Raw genomic sequence first — 25,318 nt, forward strand, 5'->3', positions numbered from 1 at the left:
CAATGGAGAAAGTGTTACTTTCTCCACACCGCCAGTCTGTACTAAATTATATGGCGTGACCCCTTGTGGTATAGTTCCTCCCATTCCCCATTTCCCACAAGCACCTACTGGTACACGTCCATTCAGGTTTGGTAAGCAAAAAGTATTCTGTCCGTCTCCACCATATCGATTTCCTAATACAGCAAATAAAGCTTGATTCTGTTGAATTGGAAGTTCTTGACCATTGCAAAACGCCCAGTACTTTGGAGCAAATGGTGCTGACCATGCCACAATAGATCCTATATACATTTCGGCCATAATTTATACCTCACTTTAATTTTATTTATTATTACAGTGGGAAAGTTCCTTTAATTCAAATATGCTTGAAAAGGTTCTCCGACACTCACTTTAACTCCAATGCTAAAACTACTTAACAAGTTCAAATTCAAAAAACCATTTATTAATTCCTATGCCACGCCATCATCACATGCGGCACTATCTCTCCGGTAACAACAAACCCACATCTCTCATACAACCTCTGTGCAGGATTTCCCATCAACACATTAAGTTCTATAGGCAACCTCAATTCAGCAGCTACATGCTGAAATTCCCTCAATAGCGCTGTACAGATTCCTCTCCCTCTATATTCGGGAATTATAAAAATATCAATCAGACGTATTGCTTCTTGCTGTATCTCGGTGATCAATCTACCAATTCCTAAACCTTCGTACATTATGATTTCATATTTAGCATTAGGAAATTGTTGCTGATAAAAAGCTTTTTGAGCATCGTATTGCATGCGTAATAAACCTTCTATTTGTTGCTCATCCCATTCTAATATGGCAAATTCACTTTTTCTTGTAGATACAAATAATGAATAAAGGGTATCTTCCTCTTCAGGTAATGCCACTCTCAATTTCACTTTATCTTTCATTTTTGCTAAGCTACTCACCCCTTTTTCCGAAATTTCAATCAATTTCAAGCAACACTCGCTAAAATATCCTTATTTTCTTCTTTTATAGATTCGACTTCGTGGACTTCCATTTCTAAAACTCTTGCTATCTCGGATGGTGTGTGCTTCGTAAATAACATGTACATAGCCTTTATTTTCTTTGCTTGATCTCCAGAAACTTTTAAAGTATTTGAGATTTCAGCTAAATCCGTATGGTTCTCAATCAAATACGAGCCTAATAAAGTATTAGTGACTTTTTGTAGCTCATTTTGGTCCACAGCGTTTTTACATAATGCTTCTGCAGCTATACTCGCTGCCACAGATAAATCCATCCCTTTTTCATGCATCCGTTTCATAGCACTAAATTGATCCGACCATTTGCGTAAAGTATAGTTTTGCTCCTTTACTAAGAAAACTAGCTCTCGATGATTTACATCCCTATCGTGTAAAAGTCCTGTCTCCTTAAAAGTCTTTGCAAGATCTTTAAAGAAAGCATTAACTTGGCTTTGCCCACGATTAATCTCTTCTTTTGTCTTAGTTAAATCCTCTTTTGCCTTATTTGTTTCTGCTTGAATATTTTCAAAATACTCTTTCCGTAATTCCCCTTGAATAATACCTGTAATAAGATAAAGGACAGCGGCTATTGCACCAACCGTACCAAGTTTTGCAACTAAGCTATCCAGCACTTTTATTTTTCCAATCCATTGATTAACTACAAATAATGTAAGCGCGACGTATTTATCTAAAGTGATTTTTTTATAAGAAGGCACAACGATTGATAAGGAAATTAGTGGCAGCGTATTTTTAAAGCACTTTCGCCATTCTAGAAATTCCATTAGCAAACTATTTAAATCATCTTGGATATCATGCTTTAAAATATTTAAGTCAATTGCTGTTCCGCTTAACTCACTTTTCAGCTCTTTTAAAAGCTTAATTGCTTGTGCCTTTCGCTCTGGGTTATCTGTACGAAATATATGGTCACCAATCCAAGCACTAATCTCTAAATCCTCGTCCAATAGCTTAGAAATGATACTATCAATTCCCTCCTTACATTCAGCCAGCTTGTCTTCTACCTCATAAATATTTTTTAGGGAAGGTTGTAATTCTTCTACATAGGTTGCTAATGTCGCTTCTGTAATCGCCATATTATCCATCCATTCTAAAATTATTTTTTAACTAACAATTGCTATTAAATCGCTATTCGTCTCTTGAATTGTCATGACTTCGTTTACATCCATTTCCAAGACTTGTGCAATTTCAGCTGGCGTATGCATTTTAAATAACATGTAGGTTGCTTTTACTTTTTTAATTCTTTCTAGGGACATATCAAGCTTTTGAGAAACAACACTATTTTGCTCTCCCATTTCAATAAGGTAGGCACCCATTAACAGTTTGCTGTAATTGTCTAATTCATTTTCATCATCTTGTTTATTTACTAGATTTGCAGCAACAACTTCTGCTGAAAATTCAATATCTAAGCCTTTATTAATCATTCGCTTCATCGAATCATATTGATCCGACCAACGTCTTAATGTGCCAGCCTGTTGTTTAACGAACGATACTAGCTCCTGATGGTTTGTATATGGCTTTGTTAACAAGCCTGTTTCTTGAAAGCTCTTTGCCACATCTTCAAAAAAGGCATTTACTTGCACCTGCACATCATTGATATCCTGTCTTAACTTTTTAACATCCTCCATCGCAGCTTTTGTTTCTTTTTGGATATTTTCAAATAGCTCCATTCTTTTTTCGCCTTGAATTATTCCATCTATTAACACCACCACAACAATAAGACCTACAACACCTAACCCTAATACCTCGAATATAGGTAGTAATATATCTTTCAATACGACGGTTAATACGAACCCTAGCATTAATCGATGAAAGGGATTAAAAGCCTGGAATTTAGGTACAGCTATGGAAAACGCAATAAATGGTAACCTATTATCAAAGTAAGTTTTCCAGTCCCCATACTCTTTTAATAAAGTATTTAATTCATCTTGGATATCATGCTTTAAAATATTTAAATCAATTTTTGCATTACTTAATTCATTGTTTAAGTCATTTAACAGTTGAATAGCTGTTTCTTTCCTTTTCGGGTTATCTGTCCGAAATAGATTGTCACCAAGCCATGCACCTAGGTCAAATCCTTCATCTTTTAATTTAGATAAAATATTGTCTATATCTCCACCGGCTTTTCCAAGCTTGTCTTCTAGTTCAATTATATTTTTAATACTGGGTTGAAGTTCCTTTACATAGTTGTCTAATTGATATTCCGAAATTGGCATAGCATTTTCTCCTTTCTGATTAGGAAATAATTAAAGAAAATAATTCTTTATTTTCATTATAAAAAGCTTCAATCTCCATAAATTCTAAATTCACTTGTTCAGCAACTACTGCTATGCTCTCTTGGTTTAGCAATAAGTATGCTGCTACTAACAGCTTTGCCTGTTGTTCTGATAGCTTTACATCTTGTGCTAGTGTCATATAGTTCGCACCTGTTTCGAGTAGATAAGCTCCTTGTAAAACTCTCTGGTTTTGATAGATTTGTGCTGGTTCCTCTAAACTTTCGCTTAATACTTTTGCCGTTAGATGTAAAGCTTCTTGGAATTCCATATCTTTTTCAAACATTGTATGAAGCATTTGATAATGGTCCGCCCATATTTTCAACTGCTCTCCCTTGCTCTTAATCTCAGTAATGACATCCTGTTGCGTATAGGGCGATTCTGACAACTTATCACTTTGATTTAAATTAGAGACGACATCGCCAAATAGTTTGTCCAATTCATTTTCAGTATCCGTTATGATTGACATTAATTTAGCAACACTGCTTTTGGCTTCATTTATTTGCTCTTTAATGTTCACATCAAAATTTTCTAGGGTTACTATTATTTCATTCACTTGACTCGATTCAATTGTTGCAGTTAGGAGGGGTAATTTTGTTACTATCTCTTTTTCAATTAAGAGGGACAGCAATATGTTGAATTGAACATTTGAAGAAAGACTTGTCTTCAAAGGAAAGCTTGATACTGCAAATGGAAGTAAGGGAAGCATCTCCTTAAATGTTTGCTGTAATTCTCTGTTATTTTTTAGCAAAGTGTTTATTTCATTGACTAGTAGCTGTTTGACATGCGCTATACCAATTAAGGATTTTTGTAAATCCGATTGTAGTATTCTTAATTCTTCGAGATGTTTTTCTTTCTTTTTACTTGCTAATAAAAATCTTCTTTCTTTTTTTTGAATATATTTTTTGATATTGCTGTCAATGTGTACAATGACACTTTCGACTTGTCCCTCTAAATTGAAAAAGCACTGAATCGTTTGCCGTAAATTTTCTTCATATGTCTGTAAAGCCGTATTTGATATTGGCAATTCACATTCACCTCACTTTAGATTTTAATAATGGACGGGAATCAGCTTCAAAAGACTTGATACGTTTATTGCCACCTCATTTTTAAATAGAGTTCATCAGTTGACACTACATGAAATCCTAGTCTCTCATATAGATTTCTTGCAGGATTTGTATGAAGAACTTGCAATATCACTGGTTTATTTTCTTCTTTTGCCTTTTGCTGAAGATTGCTAATTAGATAAGTTCCTCCTCCATTACCTTGGAAACCTGGCAAAATCCTTTTATTGAAAATCTTAATGATTATAGAATCATAAACCATGTGTGGCATATCTCCATCACTTCATTTATCTAAAAATTCAGATTTTATAAACCCTATTAATAACTAATCCTTAATACCCAAGTAAAAAGACTATTATTGCATTTATTTGGTGACTTTTAGCCTTTTTTTCATTATATTATAGGTCAATAGATTTCACTATGAAATCATTCCATTTTTTAGGTTAATTTTTCTTAACCTTTTATTATGATTAGTGAAGCTAGGAGCATTCTTTTTTAACTTCAACAATGTTCAAATACAAGTTTGCTATTGGCGAAGCTCCATGCTTTATAAAGGAATAAGCGAGAAGTAGGGTGGGTTTGCGACAATTCTCCCCAATTTAAAACACATATGATTGACGCTTTAGTCGCTTTTAAGAGAGAAACTACTAAATGAAAAATAGGAATAGCTAATCATCGGGGCTATGATGAGGTGGGTGGGGAAATTGCAAAGTTATTGTTACAAATTTATCCCAATATAATATGAATTGCCGGAAGACTCCTTAACAATAAACTTCCTGCAGGAGCCTATTTCTATTTGAAATGTTCTTTTAAATAAAAATGGCATTTAGCTCTCGTCTAAACAGGGAAGCTAAATGCCTTTTGTATTTTATAAAACTTTCTCTAAAAAATCCTTTGCACGCTGTGTTGATGGCGCTGTAAAAAACTGATCTGGTGAAGCATCTTCTATTAGCTTGCCGCCATCTAAGAAAAGGATACGATCAGCAACCTCTCGAGCAAAGCCCATTTCATGTGTCACAATCAACATGGTCATACCAGAATCGGCGAGGTTTTTCATAACGGCTAATACCTCTTTAACCATTTCAGGGTCAAGTGCCGATGTAGGCTCATCAAATAATATAACTTTAGGGTCCATGGCAAGTGCTCGCGCAATGGCAACACGCTGCTTTTGTCCCCCCGATAAGCGATTTGGATATTCTTGACGCTTCTCAAACAGACCTACTTTCTTTAGTAATTCTTCTGCTTTGTTGATAGCAGTTGCCTTATCCATACCCTTCACATTGATTGGCGCATAGGTTAAATTTTCAAGCACCGTTTTATGTGGGAAAAGATGGAAATGCTGAAATACCATACCTACTTCTTCACGTATTTTCATTATATTTGTCCCTTTATCTGTAAGGACATCCCCTGCAATCGTTACTTTTCCACTTGTAGGAGTTTCCAATAAGTTTAAGCAACGAAGAAATGTCGATTTACCTGATCCAGAGGGTCCAATAATCGCAATTACTTCTTTTTCTTTAACTTCAGTTGATATACCCTTTAATACTTCATTCTGTCCAAAGGATTTGTGTAAATCTTCAATTTTAATCACTTTTTCTCATTCCTTTCTCGATTCGTTTACCAAGGAACGTTAAAACAAGCGTCATGATGTAATAGATTACCCCTGCAAAAAGTAATGGCTCAAGATAACGATATGTCGAACCCCCTACAATGTAGGCACGGCGCATAATATCTAATGCACTAATTACTGTCACAACTGCCGTTTCTTTATTTAATGTAATAAATTCATTTACTAAGGATGGTAAAATATTTTTTACTGCTTGGGGAATAATAATATCCTTCATCATTTTTGCATATGGAATCCCCAGTGCTTGTGCCGCTTCCATTTGTCCTTTATCAACTGCATTGATACCAGCACGGATAATCTCTGAAATATATGCACCTGAGTTTAAACCAAAAGCAATAATAGCTGTTGGAATAGGCTCAATTTGGATATCTAGTAATTGTGGTACTGCATAATAAATAATTAATAATTGTAATACAAGTGGTGTACCGCGGAAAATCGACGTATAGAAATCGGCAAACCAACGTAAAAAATTCACTTTACCAATTTTACATAATGCTAAAAGTATACCTACGATAAAACCGATGATGGATGCACCGATTGCAATTTGAAGTGTAACACCTATCCCTTTTAAAATATAAGGAATAGAGGGAACGATAGCTGTAAAATCTAAATTCACAGCGCTCCCTCCTTTCTTTTCATCATGATGTAGCTGTGTTTTTGTACCCAACACAAATTTGATAGAGGCTTAAAGGATAATAATGAAAAGCACAAGCGATAGCCCAAAAGTAGAGCTATCGCACGCGATTATTATTCAACTTTTTCTAACCATTTTTCTTCTAGCTCTTGGATTTTGCCTTCTTCAGCTAGCTCTTTTAAAGCTTGGTTAATTTTATCTTTCAAATCGCTTCCCTTTGGAACAGCGATTGCTTTGAAATCTTCAGGCTGTTCTTCTACAGGGAAAGCTTCTAATTGATCATTCGTTTTTAAATACCCTTTCGCCACGCCACCCTCTAAAATACCTGCGTCTAAACGTTTAGACATCATATCTTGAACGATCTCAGGGATACGTGTACGTCCTTCTACTGCTACATCAACCTTTTTCGCAATTTCATTACCTAAGTTTTCCTGGATAGATGCTGTTTGTACACCTATTTTTTTACCAGCTAAGTCCGCTTCTTTTTTAATACCGCTATCCTTTTTAACAAGGATTACTTGCTCTGTTTCATTATATTTATCTGAGAAATCAACTACTTTTTCACGCTCTGGGTTCGGTGTCATACCAGAAATAACGACATCGATTTTTCCTGCTTGTAGTGCTGGCACTAAACTGTTAAAGTCCATATCTTGTACTTGCATATCAACGCCTATTTTTTCTCCAACTAATTTGATTAAATCAATATCAAATCCGATAATTTCTTCACCTTTAGCTGCATCCACATATTCGAATGGCGCATAATCGGCTGATGTACCAACTTTTAATACTTGCTTACCCTCTGTATCCGTAGTAGATCCTGTATTGCTTGCATTATTGTCTTTAGTACCACATGCTGCAAGTACACCTATTACTAGTACTAGCATCATGATGAACAATTTGTTCTTCATATCCTGTAACTCCTTTTATTTATAATTTATTGTGTATGAGAATACATTTCTCTAAAATAATCGATTGGATATTTATTCATATTGAAGAATAAAAAATCTATCTGCTAATTAAGATATACTCTTTTGAAATAATAATCAAGATAAACTAAAAAATTTTCAGCCAAATATTATATACATAATTTTCTGATAAGTCAATTTATTTTTGTTTTCATTTATTTTATAAAGTAACTTTACTATTTTCCGTTTTATCGTTATTTATTCCTCCATTATAAAAACAACTTAATTTCAACAGTTCAGAGATAGAGATTGATCATCATCATTTAAGCTCACAATATTTAGATCTTATCGTTAGTAGGAATTTTATATTAATGGCGTAAGTTATCTTGTATAATCCATATAAATCATTTGAAAGGGATTTTTACGATGAAAAAATTATCGTTGTTGTTCGCAATTATTATTGGTTCAATGCTGATAGCAGGCATTACCTTTTTCTTAACTCAACCTAAGTCGCATGGGCCGCAAGCGATTAAAGGTGTGATGGATTTACGTCATCATACATTTCACGATAATACGCCTATCAAATTAGATGGGGAGTGGGCATTTATCCCGAATCAATTAGTGGATGGTGAAGCCTTTGATGCTTATCAAAGCTATCTTGTTGATGTCCCTTCAGCTTGGACAAAATATACAATTGATGGGAAACAAATACCTGTATTTGAAAGTGGAACTTATCGACTCAAGGTTTTAATCGATGATACCGAAGATATTTTAGGGATTAAAACGAGTAATATCCGAATGTCGAACGCATTGTATATTAACGGAAAGCGAGTTGGCCATAGTGGAGAGCCAGCTGAGGATAGCAGCTATATACCTCACAATACCCCGTATACTGCTTATTTTTCGCCTGATAAAAAAGAACTTGAATTGATTGTACATGTAGCAAATTTCGATTATGCACCGGGAGGAGGAATTATTAGCTCCATTTTTTTAGGGGATCAATCAAGTATTGCAAAGCTTCGAGAGGGTGCCCTCTTCTACGATTTAATTACCTTAGCAGGTTTTTTAACAATGTTTATCTACTTTTTTGGCTCTTATCTTTATTCAAAATTTGGGATAGAGCAGCTTTACTTCTCTTTATTTTGTTTCGCAAGTGGGCTCTACACTCTCACACACGGCGAAAAATTTTTACTAGCCTTGATAAATATGCCCTACGCTCCATTTCAGAAAATACAAATGATCTCTAGTATAGCTGTAGGTCTTTTTATATTGTTGTATTTTTACCGTGCTTTAATCAAATATATGAATCGTTTGGTTGTGAAAGTGTTTTGCGCAATAGGTACTCTTCTTATGCTTGTTGCATTGCTTCCAACATCAATTAATTCACTATTTCAAAATATCAATTCATTGTATGTATTCGCAAATATTGTTTATATTTTCTATGTGCAAATTATAGCAATTTACCGACGTGCAACTGGTGTAATGTATTTAACTTTAAGCTCCCTAGCCATTTTGCTTTATTTTATCGTTGCGACGTTAAATACAAATATTAATCTTGAACTGAGTGCTCTACCACCGTTGTTGCCATTTATTTGCCTAACAATGCTTTCCCTATATATTTCTCATCGTTTTGCAGATTCTTATTTAGAAAAAGGCAAGCTAACAGAGGCACTTATACGTGTAGATAAATTAAAGGATGAGTTTCTCGCTAAAACATCTCATGAATTCCAGACCCCTTTACATGGCATTATAGGCATTTCACAATCTATGCTGAAGGATAATAGTTTACCTATCTCAGCGGACGAACAAAAGGAAAAAGTATCCCTTATTTTTAATATTGCTGAACGTCTCTCCTATTTAGTCAATGATTTACTTGATTTTTCAAAGCTGAAGGAGAATGAATTAACATTGCGGATGACTTCTGTTGATTTATATGCCATTACACATATGACTGTAGAAGTACTCTCCTATACCATTAGCAAGAATGTCAAAATCTACAATCACATTGAGAGGGGAACCTTTGTCCAAGCAGATGAAAATCGTCTTCGCCAAATTTTATATAATTTAATTCATAATGCATTGAAGTATACAAATGAAGGAAAAATTGATATAACTTGTTATGAGAAACAGTCATTCTTAGTAATTGAAATTAAGGATACCGGCTGTGGAATCGCGCCAGAAAATTTAAAAACTATTTTTAATCATTCCAACAATTCAATTATTCAATCGGTGGCAGTGGATTAGGTTTACATATTACAAAGGAGCTTGTTGAGCGGCAGGGTGGGAAAATATTTGTGGATTCAATTGTCGGACAAGGTGCAACCTTTTCAATTAAATTACGAAAAGCACAGCCGACAAATGAGGAATTACCATCAATGCCAATCCAAACATACCAACATCCTTTCCTAACATTCCCACATATTGTTGAACAAATAGGAAAGAAAAAAATTCTTATTGTGGATGACGATGCTGTTAATTTAAAGGTGCTAATAGATATATTGACACAAGAAAACTATTCCATTATAGCAATTGATAATGGACACCATGTTTTTGAGTACCTTACACAGCAACCTAGTATTGATTTATTAATTTTGGATATTATGATGCCCACTATTTCTGGCTATGAGATTTGTCAACAGGTTAGACAAAATTACACGTCTACAGAGCTACCTATTCTAATGTTGACTGCGGCGATTCGCCCAGAGGATATGATTGCAGCCTTTCAATCTGGGGCAAATGATTTTTTACATAAACCTTTGGATGCTACCGAGCTTAAGACAAGGGTTCGCAATCTTCTTTTATTGAAGGAGTCCGCAGAAATAGCTGTGAAAATGGAAACCGCGTTTTTACAAGCACAAATTAAACCGCATTTTATTTATAATGTCTTAAATTCCATTCTATCCCTAAGCTATTTAGACTTAGACAAATCAAGGGCAATGATTACAGATTTTGCTACATTTTTACGTAACAGTTTTGCCTTTGAAAATGCCAACAGTCTTGTTCCTTTGGAAAAGGAGCTTAGTCTTATTGAGGCATATGTAAATATTCATCGCACTAGATATCCTGAGCAATTAGAATTTAATATTTGCATGGATGAGCCTATCCAATGCCTTATTCCTCCTTTACTACTTCAGCCTCTAGTAGAGAATGCTCTTCTTCATGGTTTGAAAGTAAGGAAAGAGCGTAGCAAGCTACAATTAGTTATAAGGCAGGAAGAGCATAAGGTGATTTTCCAACTGATAGACAACGGCATTGGTATATCTTCAGAGCTTTTAAGGCAAATTCAAAATGGTGAAAAAACAGCTAGTCAAGGCATTGGCATTCTAAATATTTCTAAAAGATTAAAAAAATTCGATAACGCTACTATCCATTTTGATAGCCTCGAAAACAAAGGAACGACTGTGGAAATAAGATTTCCAATAATCACTATTTAGAGGATGTGAGCAGCTTGTTAAAAGCAATTATTATAGATGATGAAATTTTAGCCATTCGTTTATTAGAATCCATGCTAAAGGCAAGTGGCTCTATTGAGATTATTGGAACCTTCCAGAATCCAAAGGATGGCCTCGTAAATATTGATATATTAAAACCTGATATTTTATTTTTAGACATTGAAATGGCTGAAATGACAGGTCTTGAATTTGCTTCTAAAATAGAAGATGTCTCAAGCTATATAGATATTGTCTTTGTTACAGCGTACGAAAATTATGCTTTAGAAGCCTTTAATGTACAGGCTATAGATTATATTTTAAAGCCCATTGACCAAAACCGACTCTTAAAAACAATTGAGCGACTACTTGAACGAAGGGAGCATAAAAAGTTGATACAACATGTTGATCATGCTTCTGTAAATGAAGGAACCAAAATTATTCATACATTACACTTTCATATACACTCAGGAAAGGTTTCAATCGGTGATACTGTATTAACTTTATCAACAAAGGAGTTCCAAATTTTATTCTTTTTAGCACAGCATTGCAATCAAGCCTTTCCAGCTGATGAGCTGTATCGACTTATTTGGGAAGAGGATAGCTTTGGGCAAACACAAGCCTTACGAGTTCATATCAGCAATTTAAGAAAAAAACTTGAAACCATTCCAGGTCACACAGCTAAAATAGTTATGGTAAGAGGCTCTGGGTATCAATTAGTTTTTCAAGCATAATTTGAAAGGGAAGTTGATTAAACCGCTCAACTTCCCTTTCACTTATTTAAACTCCACTTGAATGTTAAGACTTGTCCAATGTTTACTACCTTCAAGCCACTGCTCTCTCATCTCTCGTGCAGGGATTTCACCACTCTCTTTGAACAATCTATTGATCCATTTTGCAATTCAACTTTTTCATTTTTTTTTGCACTAAAAAGACTGTTTGCTTTCGGGCAAACAGTCCTCCTTCTATTTAACCGTATGTTCTTCAGGGAACAATTTTGATTTTAATTCATCTTCCCCAGAGCCCTTCGCTAATGGAACGCGAGAACGATAGGCTGCACGACAAATTAAATGCCCTGCGACTGGTGCTGTCACAAAGACAAAAAGAATACCTAAAATAAGCCGTACACTAACAAAACCGTCATGCACCCAGAAATAGATAAACGCTCCTAACAAACAGGTTAAAACGGATAATGTAGAGCTTTTCGTTGCAGCATGTGATCGTGTATAGACATCTGGTAAGCGAATCATTCCAAATGCGCTAATAACACTCACTATGGAACCTATAAGAATAAGGATAACTGCTGCCCATTCAATCATTTGATTTACGTTCAACAATCACACCTCTTTCTATATATTTTGTAAATGCAATCGTTCCGATAAACGCTAAAATACCTAAAATAAGGATAGCTTCTAAATATGCTTTAGTCTTCAATATAATAGAGACAATCGCAATAGCCGATAATAAATTAACACCAATTGTATCGAGAGCTATTGCTCGATCAGGCATTGATGGGCCGCAGATAACACGATATAACGACAGCGCAATTGAAATACTAAAGAAAGCAAGTGCAAGAAGTAAGATATTGTTAATCATTAGCGTGTCACCTCCATTATTGCTTGTTCAAATTTTCCAATCGATCGTATAACGGCATCCTTAGACTGCTCTATGTCCATAGCATGGATATAAAAGACATCTCCCTCTTCCGATACCTCCATGACGACAGAGCCAGGTGTTAATGTTAGCAGTAAAGCAAGAGCTGTAATCTCCCAATCACCCTTTAATACAGTTTTATAGGTGAAAATACCAGGTGTAATATTTAGCTTAGGTGTAGTGATTTGTCTTAATACACTATAGCTTGATAAAAATAGCTCCCAGTTAAACAGCCATAATAACTTGATGATGGAAAAGACTCTTCGCATGTAAAATTGAGTACCATAAAAGCGATGCATCGCATATAGAATACCCATACCTACAACAAAGCCCATTAAAAATGTTGAAAATTGTGGTGTCACTTCATCCTGTAGAAGTAACCAAAGTGCTGCGATAAATAAATTTAAAATAAACTGCATCGCCATTATTTATTCACCTCACCTTGCCATTGTTGGCCATCTAAAACTGCATCAATATAAATAGATGGTGTATAAAGTGTTTCAGCTGCATCTGTGACAAATGGTGCCAGTTTTTCTGCCCCAATACCTAAACCAATTGTGCAAACAGCCAGTAATGTTAATGGCAACAATATACGTTTAGGTAACGGTTTTTCATCCTCTAAGCTAATAATGGTTTCACCAAAAAAGGAAGAAAGAAATATCCGTAGTAGTGAATATAAAACAATTAAACTAGAGAAAAAACCTAGTCCTAATAGAACAAAATGGCCACCCTCTATCGCACCTTGCCCGATTAAAACCTTTCCTAAAAAGCCACTTAATGGTGGTATACCAGCTAGTGAACACATCGCTATAAAAAACAACCATCCAAAAAAGGGATAATTACGAATAAGTCCACTCATTTTATCAATTACTGTTTCCCCAGTGACATATATCATCATACCAACAGCTAAAAACAACATAGCCTTCGCTACCATATCGTGCATTAGATAATAGATAACACCTTGTAAGGCTGACTCAGTGCCTACCGCTAGCCCAATTATTATAAAACCAACGCCAATTAGCACATTGTAGGAGGCTATTGTTCTAACATCACGACCAGAAAGTGCACCGATACAACCTGCAATAATTGTAATTCCCGCCATGATGCCAAGTGCTGTGTGTGTGACTTCAGGATTATTAGGGAACAACAGCGTAAAAGTACGTACAAGTGCATACATCCCTACCTTTGTTAATAAAGCAGCAAATAAAGCTGCAATGGCAGTTGGTGGTACGCTGTACGAGCCTGGTAACCAGAAGAATAATAAAAGTCCAGCCTTCAAGCTAAAGACGATTAAGAAGATAAGCGCCACTGTTGTAATAAGCGGATTAGCTCCTGCCTCCATTACACGAATGGATATATGGGCCATATTTAATGTGCCTACTGTTCCATACAGAAAAGCGAGTGCCACCAAGAAAATCCAAGAGGCAACAATGTTGATGAGCACATATTTTAATGCTTCACGTAGCTGAATTTTTTCACCACCTAGACTGATCAGTGCGTAGGAAGCAAGCAACATTACTTCAAAACATACAAATAAGTTAAAAATATCGCCCGTCAAAAATGAGCCATTGACACCTGCTATCATCAGCAGCGTAAATGGATAAAAATACATTTTTTCATATCTTAGCTCCATTGTAAAAATTGCATATAGCATACAAATGAGGGCTACAATATTTGCAGCTAACACTAATAATGTCGCAAAGGAATCGGCTACAAATGAGATTCCAAATGGTGGTGCCCATCCACTAAAATCAATGCGCATCACTCCCTGCTCTTGAATCTCTACTAATAAAATGACGCTAATGATAATAATAAAGCTCAATGTCAATAAGCTGATGATGCGTTGTAGCGTCACATGCTCTTTTAAAAACACCAGTAAAATAGCCGTAATTACCGGTACAATTAATGGTAAAACAATCATATTACTCATCAGGTGTACCTCTCAATTCATCAAAATTCCCTGAACCATTTGTTTTGTACGCACGATACCCTAAAACGAGAACAAAGGCCGTGACAGCAAAGCTAATCACAATCGCTGTTAATATTAATGCTTGAGGTAATGCATCTGTATATGGTCCCTCTGATTCTCCTAATAACGGTACATCCCCTTTTTTTAGACCTCCCATAGTCAGAATCAATAAGTGGGCAGCATGAGATAAAACAGCAGTACCTAAAATAACACGCAGTAACTGCTTCGAGAGGATTAAGTACGTCGCAACAGCTACTAATATACCTACTAAAACAAGTATTAAAGACTCCATTGGCTACTCATCCTCACTTATACTTAAAATAATTGTTACAACAACCCCCACCACCGTTAAAGCAACACCCGCTTCAAAGATAGTGACAGTTGAAAAGCCCATTTTCCCAAAAATAGGAGCATCTATATACGTATGTGCTTGTGTTAAAAATGGCACATCGAAAAACAACGAGCCTATTGCAGTTCCAGTTGCAAGCAATACACCAAGAGCTGCAACTTTTTTAAAGTCGAAAGGCATCCCCTTATGCACAGTTTCTATATCGTAGGCTAGATATAATAAGACAACACCCGAGGCCAACACCAGACCACCTATAAAGCCACCACCAGGAGCGTGATGCCCAGCAAAGAACAAATACACACCGAGTGTTAAAATAATGAAAACGACAACCTTGGTGATGGTCCTTAAAATCACATCATTAATTTTCATGATCTGCTTCCTCCTTTCGTGGCTTAAGCTTTGTCAGAGCATAGACCCCTAAGCCAGCAATTAGAAGAACAACAACCTCAAGCATCGTATCAAAAGCACGGAAATCCCCTAGTATTGTATTAACGATGTTGGAACCGCCAGCCAATTCATAAGCATCATTGAAGTAAGTAGACACTGGTTCAAAGCGATCATAGTGTACTACTGCTAAGCCAACAATTGTTACAGTTGCACCAACAAAAATAGAAATCAATGCTTTTGACCATTGAACCCTTTTACGTGGTACCTCTGGCATTAAATCTGGTAAATATTTGAAACATAAAAGGAATAAAGCTGTTGTAACCGATTCAACAACTAATTGTGTTAAAGCTAAATCTGGCGCACGGAAAATAACAAAGAAGAAGGCAATAGAATAGCCTAATACACCATTTAGCAACATGGCTGTCACTCGACCCTTTGCAAAAATCATCCAAACAGCTGCAAAGATCATAACAAATACAAGAATTAACTCGTAGGATTCTATAGCGGAATCTTTGTCAAAATTAAAGGTCATGGCATCTGACCAAACAAAATAACCAGCTATAAGTGCAACAAAAAATACATATATATAGACAAAATAATGTGTTAAATTACCTGTCATATATTTATTTGTAAGCTTCTGTGAGCCATTTTCACTCATCTCTATCATTCGATTGTAATACGTATTAAACGTATACTTTTGTGAAAATAGACGATAAAGGGGCTTCCAGCTTTTTAATGTTTTAAATAAGATAATTCCAATAATAATGACACCTACTGTCATCAATAACTCTGCATTGACGCCATGCCATGCATGAATATGTGGTGTTAGCTCACTTGTAGTTGGGAATGTAGGATAAATACTTGCCATTGCAGGCTCTAAAATATAGTGACCTAATACATTAGGGAAGAAAAAGATACCAACTACCAACAAGCATAAAATAATCGGTGATAGTAACATGCCAAGTGGAGCTTCGTGTGGTTTTTTATCAATCTTCTCTGGCTGTAGTTTACCCAAAAATGTACGACTAATTAAAATCAAACTATAGACAAAGGTAAAAATACTTGCCACCCATGCTACGATTGGGAAAAATAACCCTATATCAGCAATAGAAAATGCTTCTACATCGCGAATAGCTAATACTGCTGCAAAAAACATTTCCTTACTTAAAAAGCCATTAAATGGTGGTAATCCTGCCATTGAGAAGCTACCAATCACTGCGATTGTAAAAGTGATAGGCATAAAAGACATTAAGCCACCTAGACGACGAATATCACGAGTACCTACTTCATGATCGACAATTCCAACCATCATGAATAAAGCACCTTTAAAGGTCGAATGATTCACAAGGTGAAATAATGCCGCAAAGCTTGCTTGGGTGTATAGAATTGAGTTTTTCTCATAGCCATAATAATGACCAACAGACCCAAGACCAAAGAGGCTCATTATTAAACCAAGCTGACTCACTGTTGAAAAGGCTAATAATGCTTTTAAATCCGTCTGACGGACAGCATTAAATGAGCCCCAGAATAATGTAACTAGGCCGATAACACTAACTAGCCAGAACCACACTGCCTCTCCACCAAAAACGGGTGAAAAACGAGCAACTAAATAAATGCCTGCCTTTACCATTGTTGCGGAATGTAAGTAAGCACTAACAGGTGTTGGGGCCTCCATAGCATCAGGCAACCAAATGTGGAATGGAAATTGTGCCGATTTTGTAAAAGCTCCTAGTAAAATTAGAATAAGCGCTGGGGTAAATAAGGCATGATCTCGTATAACCTCTACATTGGCTACAATTTCACGAATACTAAATGTATGAGAAGCTACATAGAGCATTAAGAAACCCGCAAGCATTGATAGTCCGCCAAAGACTGTAATCATCATCGCTTTTTTGGCCCCTGCCCGAGATGCCTTTCTATGATGCCAAAATGCGATTAATAGGAATGATGACACACTCGTTAATTCCCAAAATGTGTATAATACCATTAGGTTATCTGAAAAAACAACGCCAAGCATAGCGCCCATGAATAGTAATAAATAGCAGTAAAAATGATGAAGAGATTCTTTCGTTGATAAATAAAAAATAGAATATAAAATGACCAAACTACCTACACCTGTAATCAGCAGACCAAAAATCATACTGAGTCCATCTAGGTAAGTGGTGAAATTTATATTAAAAGAGGGAATCCACTCATATGTATGAATAAACGTTTTACCCTCGGCTAATTGAGGAATATAGCGAGCAAGTAAAAGAAACAAAATGAATGGAACAGATAAAACAAACCAGCCAAGATGTGTGACACGCCTTAGTCGCCTGTAAAGCAATGGAATTAGAGCAGCACAAACAAATGGCAAAAGTATCGCAATGAGAACTGTGACCAAATGAAAACCTCCTACTATCAAAATCATCTAGCAAATTTTTGTGGTGATTGACATGTAAAGTGCTAAGACTTTAGAAATTTGTTCAAGCTAAGTAACATATTAGATGTATTCTTGAAATTTTTTAATGGAATGTGGTGGGGTATCAAAGTGCCTAATTGTTTATAAAAATGGTTATTTTAGTTATTTAGTCACTTCTAACCCGATGCAAGCCTAAATAACTTGTGGAAAATCAGATAATTTATACAGTTATAACTCAGTTAATATCAGTACAATGAAGACACTTGACTATCTATTTAACTCACTGCATAATAGTGTGGCATATGAAAGCAAATTAACATAGATGCACAGAATGCATAAATTAAATAATCTCAAATTATTGATTTAAGCTTAATCCTTCAAGGGTTTTCCAATATATTTTCGTTAACTTTTATACATTTTTAAGTATACAATATAAATGAGCATAATGCACTGTAACAGCATTGATTTTAGCTGTTTTAGGATAATTTTTTCATAATCAACAGTGAAATTAACAAAATACCAACAGATAAGAGGTGTACATTTTTTATGAAGCATGTAAAAGGGCGTTTGGATGAAAGTATATTAGTTTGTGTTTACTACGGCTTAAATGGCGAACGTTTGATTCGTCGTGGTCATAAGATGGCCACAATGCTTGATTGCCCACTCTATATTCTTTCAGTCGATTCGCAACCCCTTGATGCATTTGACGCAGAAAAATCTAGTTATATAGAGCAATGGAAAAAGTTATCAGATGAGCTTGAGGTTGAAAAATTTATTTTGCAAGATAATGAAAAACGCCCCATACAAAAAGTTATTGCAGAGGTCGCAAAGAATTATAGTATTTCGCAAATTATCGTTGGGCAAAGCGCACAAAGCCGTTGGGAGGAAATCACGAAAGGTTCGTTCCTAAACGTACTGTTAAAAGAAGTTCCTTTTGTTGATTTTCATATTGTAGCTGTTCAACGCCCAACAGACGATGATGCAAAAGAAACCTATGAAAAAGGAGTACGTGCTTACTTAATTAAAGAACAGGAGAACTTTAAAGTAGCATTTACATGTCCTAAGTATGTATCGATTGAAGGTATATTCTTCAAAGAAATTGGCACAGATTTTGACAACGGCATCTTTAAATTTACTTACAACGATAAAATGCATGAAGTTCATATTTCAGAGGGCTATGTAATTGATCAGGAGAAACTACCAGCAGAATTTTTAGCTCCATTAAGACAATAAAAAAACGCGTATCTACGCGTTTTTTTTATTAGACAGCAGCTGAAGCAGGTTTATCCTTCGGTAAGAAGAAGGCAACTAGTAATAATAAAGGTAATAATGAAACGACAATCATTGTAAAATCAATGCCTTTATGATCCATTAAAACGCCGATAACCATTGCCCCTATTGCGCCCATACCAAATGCAAAGCCCGTAGTTAAACCAGCCATTGTGCCAATTTTTGTTGGGACTAACTCTTGCGCATAGACCACCGTTACGGAGAAGCTAATCATAATCAACGTACCGATAATAACTAAAAATAGCATAGCGGCCCATAATGGTACATATGGCAATGCTAAACAAAATGGCATAGGGCCTACTACAGAAAGAATAATGACATTTTTCCTACCAATACGGTCTGATAAAGAACCTCCAAAAAAGGTACCTACTACACCAAATGCCATGAAGGTGAATATTAATATTTGCCCTAGTCGCAGGCTGACATCATAGTGATCCATCAAATAAAACACATAAAAGCTCGTTATATTTGTTGTATAAAATGATCGTGCAAAAATAATTGTAAATAATAAAGTTAATGCAATTCCAACTTGTTTCTTTGTTAATGGAGGCAATGTTGAGACGAGTACTCTCTTTTTCTTAGTGGTACGCTCCTGCTCCAACTGTTTTTTATACCATGTAGCAATTTTACTTAATAAAATGATACCAAATGTTGCAATGACTAATATGATCGCAGCCCCACGTTGCCCAAGAATATCAAAGATGTAAGCACTAATTAATGGTGCAAGTGCTTGCCCTGAATTTCCCCCCACTTGATAAATAGACTGCGCAAGACCTCGTTTAGATCCAGCTGCCATAAAGGAAACTCTCGATCCCTCAGGGTGAAAGATAGCTGACCCAAAGCCTATAAATAATACCGCAATAATAATAATCCAATACTGCGTTGTGAATGCTATAATGGCAATCCCTATAAACGAACTAATCATACCGATGGGTAAAGCATAGGGCATTGGTTTTTTATCACTGATAAAGCCTACAGCAGGCTGTAATGCAGAAGCAAATATGTTTAATACGAAAGAAATCAGCCCAATTTGTGTAAAGGTCAATCCTAACTCACTCTTAAATATCGGAAACATCGCCGGGATAACAGCTTGCATCGTATCATTAATAAGGTGAGCAACACCGATAGCAATCATAATTGGATAGATTGGGTTTGTTACGTTTAATTGTTTATTCATGTTGCCACCTCACTCTTTTTTATTTACACATGATTGTCGCATACTATCGACCATTTTGCACAAGCTATAATTCGACAGCTGTAAAAGGAGTTGATATATGCATGGAAAGCTTTATTCATGCTCACTTTTGGGAAATGATTCTACGAACAACACTTTCGTTTTTTGCCTTACTAATTCTGGCACGTCTACTAGGTAAAAAACAATTAGGCCAGTTAACGTTTTTCCATTACATTACAGGTATTACATTTGGGTCGATCGCTTCAGAAATTGCCTCTCAGGAAGAAACACCCTTTTTGGATGGTATGATTTCCCTCGTTTGGTGGAGTGCTTTAACGTATTTAATGACCGTTATTACGATTAAATCTAAAAAGGCCCGCGTTCTCATTGATGATAAGCCAACGATTGTGATTCAAAAGGGTCTTATATTAGAATCAGCACTACAAAAAAATCGTCTTCATCTAGATGAGCTTACAATGATGCTTCGTGAACAAGCTATTTTCTCCGTACAGGACGTTGAGTATGCCTTACTAGAAACGAATGGGAAACTCAGTGTGCTACAAAAAACCTCCGAACAAGTGGCTACAAAGCAGGATGTTAAAGCAGATGTAACACCACCTACCTATCTTCCTACCGAAGTTATTTCTGATGGTCAACTTATTACCGAAAATATTGTTGAACTTGAGCTGACAGAAGACTGGGTAATGAAGAAATTGAAAAAGCAAAATGTGCAGTCTGTAGAAGAAGTTTATTTTGCTCAAGTCCAAACAAATGGTTCCTTGTACATCAGCTTAAAAGATAAAGCGAGACATTCAAGCCCTTAATTGCTTGTCTAGTCTCGTTTTTTTATCAATCAATTTTGACAATATCTAATGGTGTAATAATACCGAGTAATTTTTGATGTGGTTGACCATGCTCCGTTATTAATAATGCCTCAAAGCGTCTCCCTCTTTCGACTCCTTGTTTAAATATTTCCTCAGCCTCATAGATGGATATAGATCTACTGACAAATTTGTAATTCACGCTATTTTTCTCATGCAATAAGATATCATGCAGGGTTGGAATTCTTTTCGGTAGATGATCCCCACCCATCTTTGACGCAAGCCAATTTGTGATTCCTACTGTTGTGATTAGCCCCTTAAACTGCTTATTATAATAAACAGGAAATTGTGTATATTTGCGCTGACGTATCACTTTTAAAACATGTTTTAAAGAATCATTTTCTTGAAAAATCAATACTCTTTTACGGAACATTTGCCCTACAAGCGTCGGCTTAGCAAGGGTAGCATCTATGTATTCAATTCGTTCTACAACATCAGTATGTGGCTCTGCAATCACATAATGTAATGATGTACGATGATGCACAATCGCATTTCGTAAGTCTGCATATGAGCGGAGATCATCTTCATATTTCTTCACCAAGACATCCTTTTTCTTTGCTTGATCAATCAGCCGATAAAAAGGCATAAAATCCTTAGCACCTACAATATCTCGTAGTCTATGATCTATTCGATTAAACGCTGTCAGGAAACGATCGGAATTCTCAGTTCCCAATTTCATGTCCCCTCTTTCTATAGTAGTCTATATATTTTCCGAGTTATTTGACAAATTTCGAGTTACACACCCATTATATTCCTAATTTATAGAGATTCCAAGAAAGTAGTTTTACAATTCCGCTTGAAAGTGACGTTACGTCATTTAATATAATGTCATTAACAGAGAGGAGGAGTGATTACGTTGCTTACGATTCACAATGTATCAAAACAAACTGGCATTTCTGTTCGAACATTGCGTTATTACGAGGAGATCGGCTTGTTACTTCCAGTAGCAAAGACCGAGGGGGGACACAGAATTTATGGTGAGAATGAGCTCAAAATGTTACAACAAATTGTTTTTTTAAAGGCATTGGGCTTCAAGTTGAAGGAAATTCAGACACTTATCAATAACTCGTGGAATTGGGAAGCAAGTTTAGACCATCAGTTAGCTTTTCTAGCAGAAGAACAAAAGAAACTACAGCAGATGAAGAACGCCATCCTTGGATTAAAAAATGCCTCGTCTATCGAAGGTGGGCTAACAGAGTCCCTTATCCAAAAATACATTAAGCTTTCCAATCAAGAACGAGATAATAAGCAAGCCTTCCGCCAACAGATTTTTGTAGCTGCCGAAATGGAGCTTTTTCAGAAATTACCCAATTTAAATCAAAATGATCCTAATTCTTTAGAATGGATTGGTTTATTAGGTCAGTTAAAGCAGCTTCATAAGGAAAGCCCTGAAGCTGATTCTGTGCAGATTATTATCAAACGAATGATGGAAAAGACTGAAATAGAATATAACGGAAATGATGAGTTTTTAGAGAAGATGTGGACAATAAGAAAATCCGCACACAAATCTGAACAAATGGGTTTATATCCTTTAGAGGAAGAATTTCTACACTTTATAGAGCGGGCTTTTCATGTTTATGAAACAAAAAAACAGGTGTTAGGAAGGTCACAACCATGAACATAGAAATATTGCTAGTGATTGGTGCCTTAGCATTGTTAGACATGTTTAGTCCTTCTATTATTGGGGTATCCGTCTATGTATTGCTTGTGGCTAAAAAACAGCAAATCCGCCTTTTATTAACCTATTTAATGACTGTAGCCTTGTTTTACTTTAGTACTGGGATTTTTTTAATGTTAGGTCTAGGGGTCATATTCAACCCAATTTCTAATTTGCTAGATAGCTACTCAGCTCGATTTATCATGACCATTGTGGGGGCAGCTTTATTTATTGGCAGTTGGTTAGTACCAAAGAGAAAGACAAATGGAGCACCTAAACCAAAATCTTTACATGTGAGCTCTATGGTAGCTTTAGGTTTCACAACTTCTATTTTAGAAGTTGCAACCGCTCTTCCTTATTTCGCAGCAATAGGTATTTTAACGAGTAATCAAATAGAGTTTTATGAATGGTTACCAATATTAGCTGGTTACAATTTGATAATGATTGCACCAGGAATTATTCTTTTGTGCTTCCATTTATTATTCCGCCGATTTATGAATAAGCCTTTAAGAAAAATTCAAACGCTTTTTGATCAAAGAACAAGTTCAACCCTTTCTTGGGTTATGTTCTTTGTGGGATTGATTTTACTTATAAATGGTGGGATGATTTAAAACAAAAAACGGTAAAAATCCATTATAAGTTGGTTTTTACCGTTTTCTCTTCAAATTTTTATCATAGACGCATTTCTTTTCATCATCACGATACCAATGCCGATGCAGATAATTGTCAATGCTAGCGTAATTATTAAGCTCCACCAGTAATCTGACATCTCTATTGTTCCTCGAAATTTTGCAATTCCGTAGCTTGCTAGCTTCCAGGGTGATATCGTCCAAAAGATTCCTATAATCATATCGATGATTTGCCCAACAAAAATCACTGTAAATGCACATGTAGTAGCAATAACTGTTTTAAAACTGGCACTCATCATTAATGTAACAGCTATCACAAATAGCAACCAAATATAGTACGTAGAAAAGCTTACTAACAGTGCACCAATATCCAACGTTCCGTATAGAATACTTGTATAATAGACACTTGCAGCAAACCCAGCTAAAATACTAACAAAACAAATGGTGCTCATAACAACAAATTTACTTAAAAAATATGCGGCAAATGAAATGGGCCGAGCATATAATAATGTGGCCATACCATTAGCACGTTCTTTACTAATAGCTCCTACAAACGAAGCCATCATCACCAATAAGCCTATCGTTTGAAACTGCCCGATAGAAGCTTGAATTAAATCAAGTGGCATTAATTCTGGCATCAACATTTCGAAGCCCTCTGGTACATTCCCAACAGCATTTAAAATATCCATCATATAATAGTTTGTTAGTGGATCACTCATTCCAAGCAGAGCAAACACAAGAGGAATCCATAGAAACTTCCAACTCCGCCACGCTTCTCTAAATTCCTTTTGCAGAAGTACATTGAATCCTCTCATGCCTTTTTCGCCACCTTCATGAAAATTTCTTCCAAAGATGCTGTCTGTCGCTCTACCTTTCTAATTGTATACGGACATTCACTTAATCGTTGAAGCAACTTCTTCATCGTTGGCTCCTCATTCACTATCTCAATATAGACATAACAACCGATTACATGATTAGATGGATTTGCAAAAAGCTTAGCCTCTTCTTCACTACTAAACTCAATGACATAATTTTGCTTATCAAAACGTTGCCTTACCTCACGTAATGTTCCCTGTTCTACGAGTTTTCCATTTTGCAAGAATAATAGTTGGTCTGTCATTTCTTCAGCATCATTTAAGATATGAGTTGAGTATAAAATAGTCGTCTCTTGCTGTAGTCCTTTTAATAAATCAAGTACTTCTCTACGGCCAACTGGATCTAATGCTGAAACAGGTTCGTCTAATAGCAGTAATTTAGGCTTATGCACTATTGCTTGGGAAATACCAAGTCGTTGCTTCATCCCACCAGAAAAAGAGCCAATTTTTTTATGTTGGGCGGTCCCCAACCCTACGAATTCTAGGGTTTTTTGTGCTTCTAATTTAGCCTTTTTGGCTGCTACACCATTCAGCTTTGCAGCCATTTCTGTAAACTCTAGCGCAGTTAGCCAAGGATGAAACTGTGGATATTGCGGTAAAAAACCTATATTCGCACGTAAATCATTACCTAGCATCTTTACACTTCCAACAGTCGGTCTTAAGAGCCCCGTTAACATAGATAAAGTGGTTGTCTTGCCAGCTCCATTTGGACCGATTAAAGCTGTAGAAGTTTTTTCCTCCAAGTTGAAATGAATATCATCTACAACTTTGTGCTGTGCAAATTGCTTGGTCAAACCTGTAACTTGAAGTAAAGTTGTCATGACTGCTTTCTCCCCACTATAAAGTACGCAATTGACCCTAATAGATTAGCAAAGATAATGATAAATACCCAAAGAATTTTAGGCCCGTTTGTTGCATGAATTTTACGTAAATCAATAAGTGCTACGATCATCAAAATAATTTGAACGATGATGAGCGGTGCTATAACTGCCCATGGAACTTTTGCTAATTCCTCCATCATACAGATCACCTCATTATTTGTTATACACTAACTATAACAACTTTGTTCTAATATGTATAGAACAAAATATCTCCTATACCTAAAAAAAGATGTACCTCAAT

The 25,318-nt window shown here is 35.9% G+C and carries 28 protein-coding genes; 7 read left to right on the forward strand and 21 right to left on the reverse strand.

Features of this window, described 5'->3' with window-relative positions; genetic code table 11:
- From V1L66_RS22030 to V1L66_RS22070, 9 genes are all read right to left on the reverse strand, one after another.
- The coding region (locus tag V1L66_RS22030; protein WP_333006329.1) for a tail fiber protein at nt 1-297 on the reverse strand (297 nt) is incomplete at its 3' end.
- A 142-nt stretch (nt 298-439) separates the two neighbouring features.
- Nucleotides 440-961, reverse strand: coding sequence for a GNAT family N-acetyltransferase (locus V1L66_RS22035; RefSeq protein WP_333006328.1), 522 nt, complete (start codon nt 959-961; stop codon nt 440-442).
- Nucleotides 958-2,076 carry a hypothetical protein gene (locus V1L66_RS22040; protein WP_333006327.1) on the reverse strand — a complete coding sequence of 373 codons (1,119 nt, stop codon included), beginning with the start codon at nt 2,074-2,076 and terminating at the stop codon, nt 958-960. Before V1L66_RS22040 ends, V1L66_RS22035 begins: the two co-directional genes overlap by 4 nt.
- A 27-nt stretch (nt 2,077-2,103) precedes the next feature.
- On the reverse strand, nt 2,104-3,216 hold the full coding sequence (locus V1L66_RS22045; protein WP_333006326.1) for a hypothetical protein: 1,113 nt from the start codon (nt 3,214-3,216) through the stop codon (nt 2,104-2,106).
- A 19-nt stretch (nt 3,217-3,235) separates the two neighbouring features.
- Entirely contained in the window at nt 3,236-4,300 is a 1,065-nt protein-coding gene (locus V1L66_RS22050; RefSeq protein WP_333006325.1) for a hypothetical protein, read from the reverse strand.
- 65 nt (nt 4,301-4,365) lie between these two features.
- A complete protein-coding gene (locus tag V1L66_RS22055; RefSeq protein ID WP_016992394.1) occupies nt 4,366-4,599 on the reverse strand; it encodes an N-acetyltransferase in 234 nt (77 codons plus the stop codon).
- Nucleotides 4,600-5,205: 606 nt separating this feature from the next.
- On the reverse strand, nt 5,206-5,928 hold the full coding sequence (locus tag V1L66_RS22060; protein WP_312124587.1) for an amino acid ABC transporter ATP-binding protein: 723 nt from the start codon (nt 5,926-5,928) through the stop codon (nt 5,206-5,208).
- Nucleotides 5,921-6,580, reverse strand: coding sequence for an amino acid ABC transporter permease (locus tag V1L66_RS22065; RefSeq protein ID WP_036075291.1), 660 nt, complete (start codon nt 6,578-6,580; stop codon nt 5,921-5,923). Before V1L66_RS22065 ends, V1L66_RS22060 begins: the two co-directional genes overlap by 8 nt.
- A gap of 131 nt (nt 6,581-6,711) precedes the next feature.
- The gene (locus V1L66_RS22070; RefSeq protein WP_036075293.1) at nt 6,712-7,506 is read right to left on the reverse strand and encodes a transporter substrate-binding domain-containing protein; all 795 of its coding nucleotides are present in this window, start codon (nt 7,504-7,506) and stop codon (nt 6,712-6,714) included.
- A 423-nt stretch (nt 7,507-7,929) separates the two neighbouring features.
- Between V1L66_RS22070 and V1L66_RS22075 the strand changes: the two genes are divergently transcribed.
- Genes V1L66_RS22075 through V1L66_RS22085 form a run of 3 tightly spaced genes read left to right on the forward strand, consistent with a single transcriptional unit; the run spans nt 7,930 to nt 11,665 of the window.
- Entirely contained in the window at nt 7,930-9,747 is a 1,818-nt protein-coding gene (locus V1L66_RS22075; protein WP_333006324.1) for a sensor histidine kinase, read from the forward strand.
- Between the two features lie 50 nt (nt 9,748-9,797).
- Nucleotides 9,798-10,937 carry a response regulator gene (locus V1L66_RS22080; protein ID WP_333006323.1) on the forward strand — a complete coding sequence of 380 codons (1,140 nt, stop codon included), beginning with the start codon at nt 9,798-9,800 and terminating at the stop codon, nt 10,935-10,937.
- Nucleotides 10,938-10,942: 5 nt separating this feature from the next.
- Nucleotides 10,943-11,665 (forward strand): response regulator, encoded by a 723-nt coding sequence (locus V1L66_RS22085; protein ID WP_409072238.1) that lies wholly within the window; start codon nt 10,943-10,945, stop codon nt 11,663-11,665.
- Nucleotides 11,666-11,896: 231 nt separating this feature from the next.
- On the opposite strand, the gene V1L66_RS22090 is transcribed toward V1L66_RS22085, so the two are convergent.
- The 7 genes from V1L66_RS22090 to V1L66_RS22120 are packed head-to-tail and all read right to left on the reverse strand — an operon-like array spanning nt 11,897 to nt 17,672.
- On the reverse strand, nt 11,897-12,265 hold the full coding sequence (locus tag V1L66_RS22090) for a Na+/H+ antiporter subunit G (protein ID WP_016992397.1): 369 nt from the start codon (nt 12,263-12,265) through the stop codon (nt 11,897-11,899).
- Entirely contained in the window at nt 12,243-12,527 is a 285-nt protein-coding gene (locus V1L66_RS22095; RefSeq protein ID WP_313870890.1) for a Na(+)/H(+) antiporter subunit F1, read from the reverse strand. Before V1L66_RS22095 ends, V1L66_RS22090 begins: the two co-directional genes overlap by 23 nt.
- The gene (locus V1L66_RS22100; RefSeq protein ID WP_016992398.1) at nt 12,527-13,009 is read right to left on the reverse strand and encodes a Na+/H+ antiporter subunit E; all 483 of its coding nucleotides are present in this window, start codon (nt 13,007-13,009) and stop codon (nt 12,527-12,529) included. Before V1L66_RS22100 ends, V1L66_RS22095 begins: the two co-directional genes overlap by 1 nt.
- On the reverse strand, nt 13,009-14,514 hold the full coding sequence (locus tag V1L66_RS22105; RefSeq protein WP_312124582.1) for a Na+/H+ antiporter subunit D: 1,506 nt from the start codon (nt 14,512-14,514) through the stop codon (nt 13,009-13,011). The genes V1L66_RS22100 and V1L66_RS22105 overlap by 1 nt, the downstream gene beginning before the upstream one ends.
- A complete protein-coding gene (locus V1L66_RS22110) occupies nt 14,507-14,845 on the reverse strand; it encodes a Na(+)/H(+) antiporter subunit C (protein WP_004233143.1) in 339 nt (112 codons plus the stop codon). Before V1L66_RS22110 ends, V1L66_RS22105 begins: the two co-directional genes overlap by 8 nt.
- 3 nt (nt 14,846-14,848) lie before the next feature.
- The gene (locus V1L66_RS22115; protein ID WP_016992399.1) at nt 14,849-15,271 is read right to left on the reverse strand and encodes a Na(+)/H(+) antiporter subunit B; all 423 of its coding nucleotides are present in this window, start codon (nt 15,269-15,271) and stop codon (nt 14,849-14,851) included.
- Nucleotides 15,261-17,672 carry a Na+/H+ antiporter subunit A gene (locus tag V1L66_RS22120; protein WP_333006321.1) on the reverse strand — a complete coding sequence of 804 codons (2,412 nt, stop codon included), beginning with the start codon at nt 17,670-17,672 and terminating at the stop codon, nt 15,261-15,263. The genes V1L66_RS22115 and V1L66_RS22120 overlap by 11 nt, the downstream gene beginning before the upstream one ends.
- Before the next feature lie 564 nt (nt 17,673-18,236).
- Between V1L66_RS22120 and V1L66_RS22125 the strand changes: the two genes are divergently transcribed.
- Nucleotides 18,237-18,923 carry a histidine kinase gene (locus tag V1L66_RS22125; RefSeq protein ID WP_333006320.1) on the forward strand — a complete coding sequence of 229 codons (687 nt, stop codon included), beginning with the start codon at nt 18,237-18,239 and terminating at the stop codon, nt 18,921-18,923.
- Nucleotides 18,924-18,951: 28 nt separating this feature from the next.
- On the opposite strand, the gene V1L66_RS22130 is transcribed toward V1L66_RS22125, so the two are convergent.
- Nucleotides 18,952-20,157, reverse strand: coding sequence for an MFS transporter (locus tag V1L66_RS22130; RefSeq protein ID WP_036075309.1), 1,206 nt, complete (start codon nt 20,155-20,157; stop codon nt 18,952-18,954).
- Nucleotides 20,158-20,258: 101 nt separating this feature from the next.
- Here V1L66_RS22130 and V1L66_RS22135 point away from each other — a divergent pair, with 101 nt between their 5' ends.
- Entirely contained in the window at nt 20,259-20,978 is a 720-nt protein-coding gene (locus V1L66_RS22135) for a DUF421 domain-containing protein (RefSeq protein ID WP_016992400.1), read from the forward strand.
- Between the two features lie 25 nt (nt 20,979-21,003).
- Here the strand turns inward: V1L66_RS22135 and V1L66_RS22140 are convergent, their stop codons facing one another.
- A complete protein-coding gene (locus V1L66_RS22140; protein ID WP_016992401.1) occupies nt 21,004-21,708 on the reverse strand; it encodes a CBS domain-containing protein in 705 nt (234 codons plus the stop codon).
- A gap of 174 nt (nt 21,709-21,882) precedes the next feature.
- Here V1L66_RS22140 and V1L66_RS22145 point away from each other — a divergent pair, with 174 nt between their 5' ends.
- The gene (locus tag V1L66_RS22145) at nt 21,883-22,653 is read left to right on the forward strand and encodes a MerR family transcriptional regulator (protein WP_409072239.1); all 771 of its coding nucleotides are present in this window, start codon (nt 21,883-21,885) and stop codon (nt 22,651-22,653) included.
- Entirely contained in the window at nt 22,650-23,303 is a 654-nt protein-coding gene (locus V1L66_RS22150) for a GAP family protein (RefSeq protein ID WP_333006317.1), read from the forward strand. Before V1L66_RS22145 ends, V1L66_RS22150 begins: the two co-directional genes overlap by 4 nt.
- A 50-nt stretch (nt 23,304-23,353) precedes the next feature.
- Here V1L66_RS22150 and V1L66_RS22155 read toward each other — a convergent pair whose 3' ends face one another.
- The 3 genes from V1L66_RS22155 to V1L66_RS22165 are packed head-to-tail and all read right to left on the reverse strand — an operon-like array spanning nt 23,354 to nt 25,217.
- Nucleotides 23,354-24,136, reverse strand: a complete 783-nt coding sequence (locus V1L66_RS22155) for an ABC transporter permease subunit (RefSeq protein WP_312124577.1) — start codon at nt 24,134-24,136, stop codon at nt 23,354-23,356.
- Nucleotides 24,133-25,017 carry an ABC transporter ATP-binding protein gene (locus tag V1L66_RS22160; protein ID WP_312124576.1) on the reverse strand — a complete coding sequence of 295 codons (885 nt, stop codon included), beginning with the start codon at nt 25,015-25,017 and terminating at the stop codon, nt 24,133-24,135. Before V1L66_RS22160 ends, V1L66_RS22155 begins: the two co-directional genes overlap by 4 nt.
- On the reverse strand, nt 25,014-25,217 hold the full coding sequence (locus tag V1L66_RS22165; RefSeq protein ID WP_016992404.1) for a PLDc N-terminal domain-containing protein: 204 nt from the start codon (nt 25,215-25,217) through the stop codon (nt 25,014-25,016). The genes V1L66_RS22160 and V1L66_RS22165 overlap by 4 nt, the downstream gene beginning before the upstream one ends.
- Nucleotides 25,218-25,318: the final 101 nt, after the last annotated feature.

It is taken from the genome of Lysinibacillus sp. IITD104, assembly GCF_036698265.2.
In the GTDB taxonomy this organism is placed as follows: Bacteria; Bacillota; Bacilli; order Bacillales_A; family Planococcaceae; genus Lysinibacillus; species Lysinibacillus boronitolerans.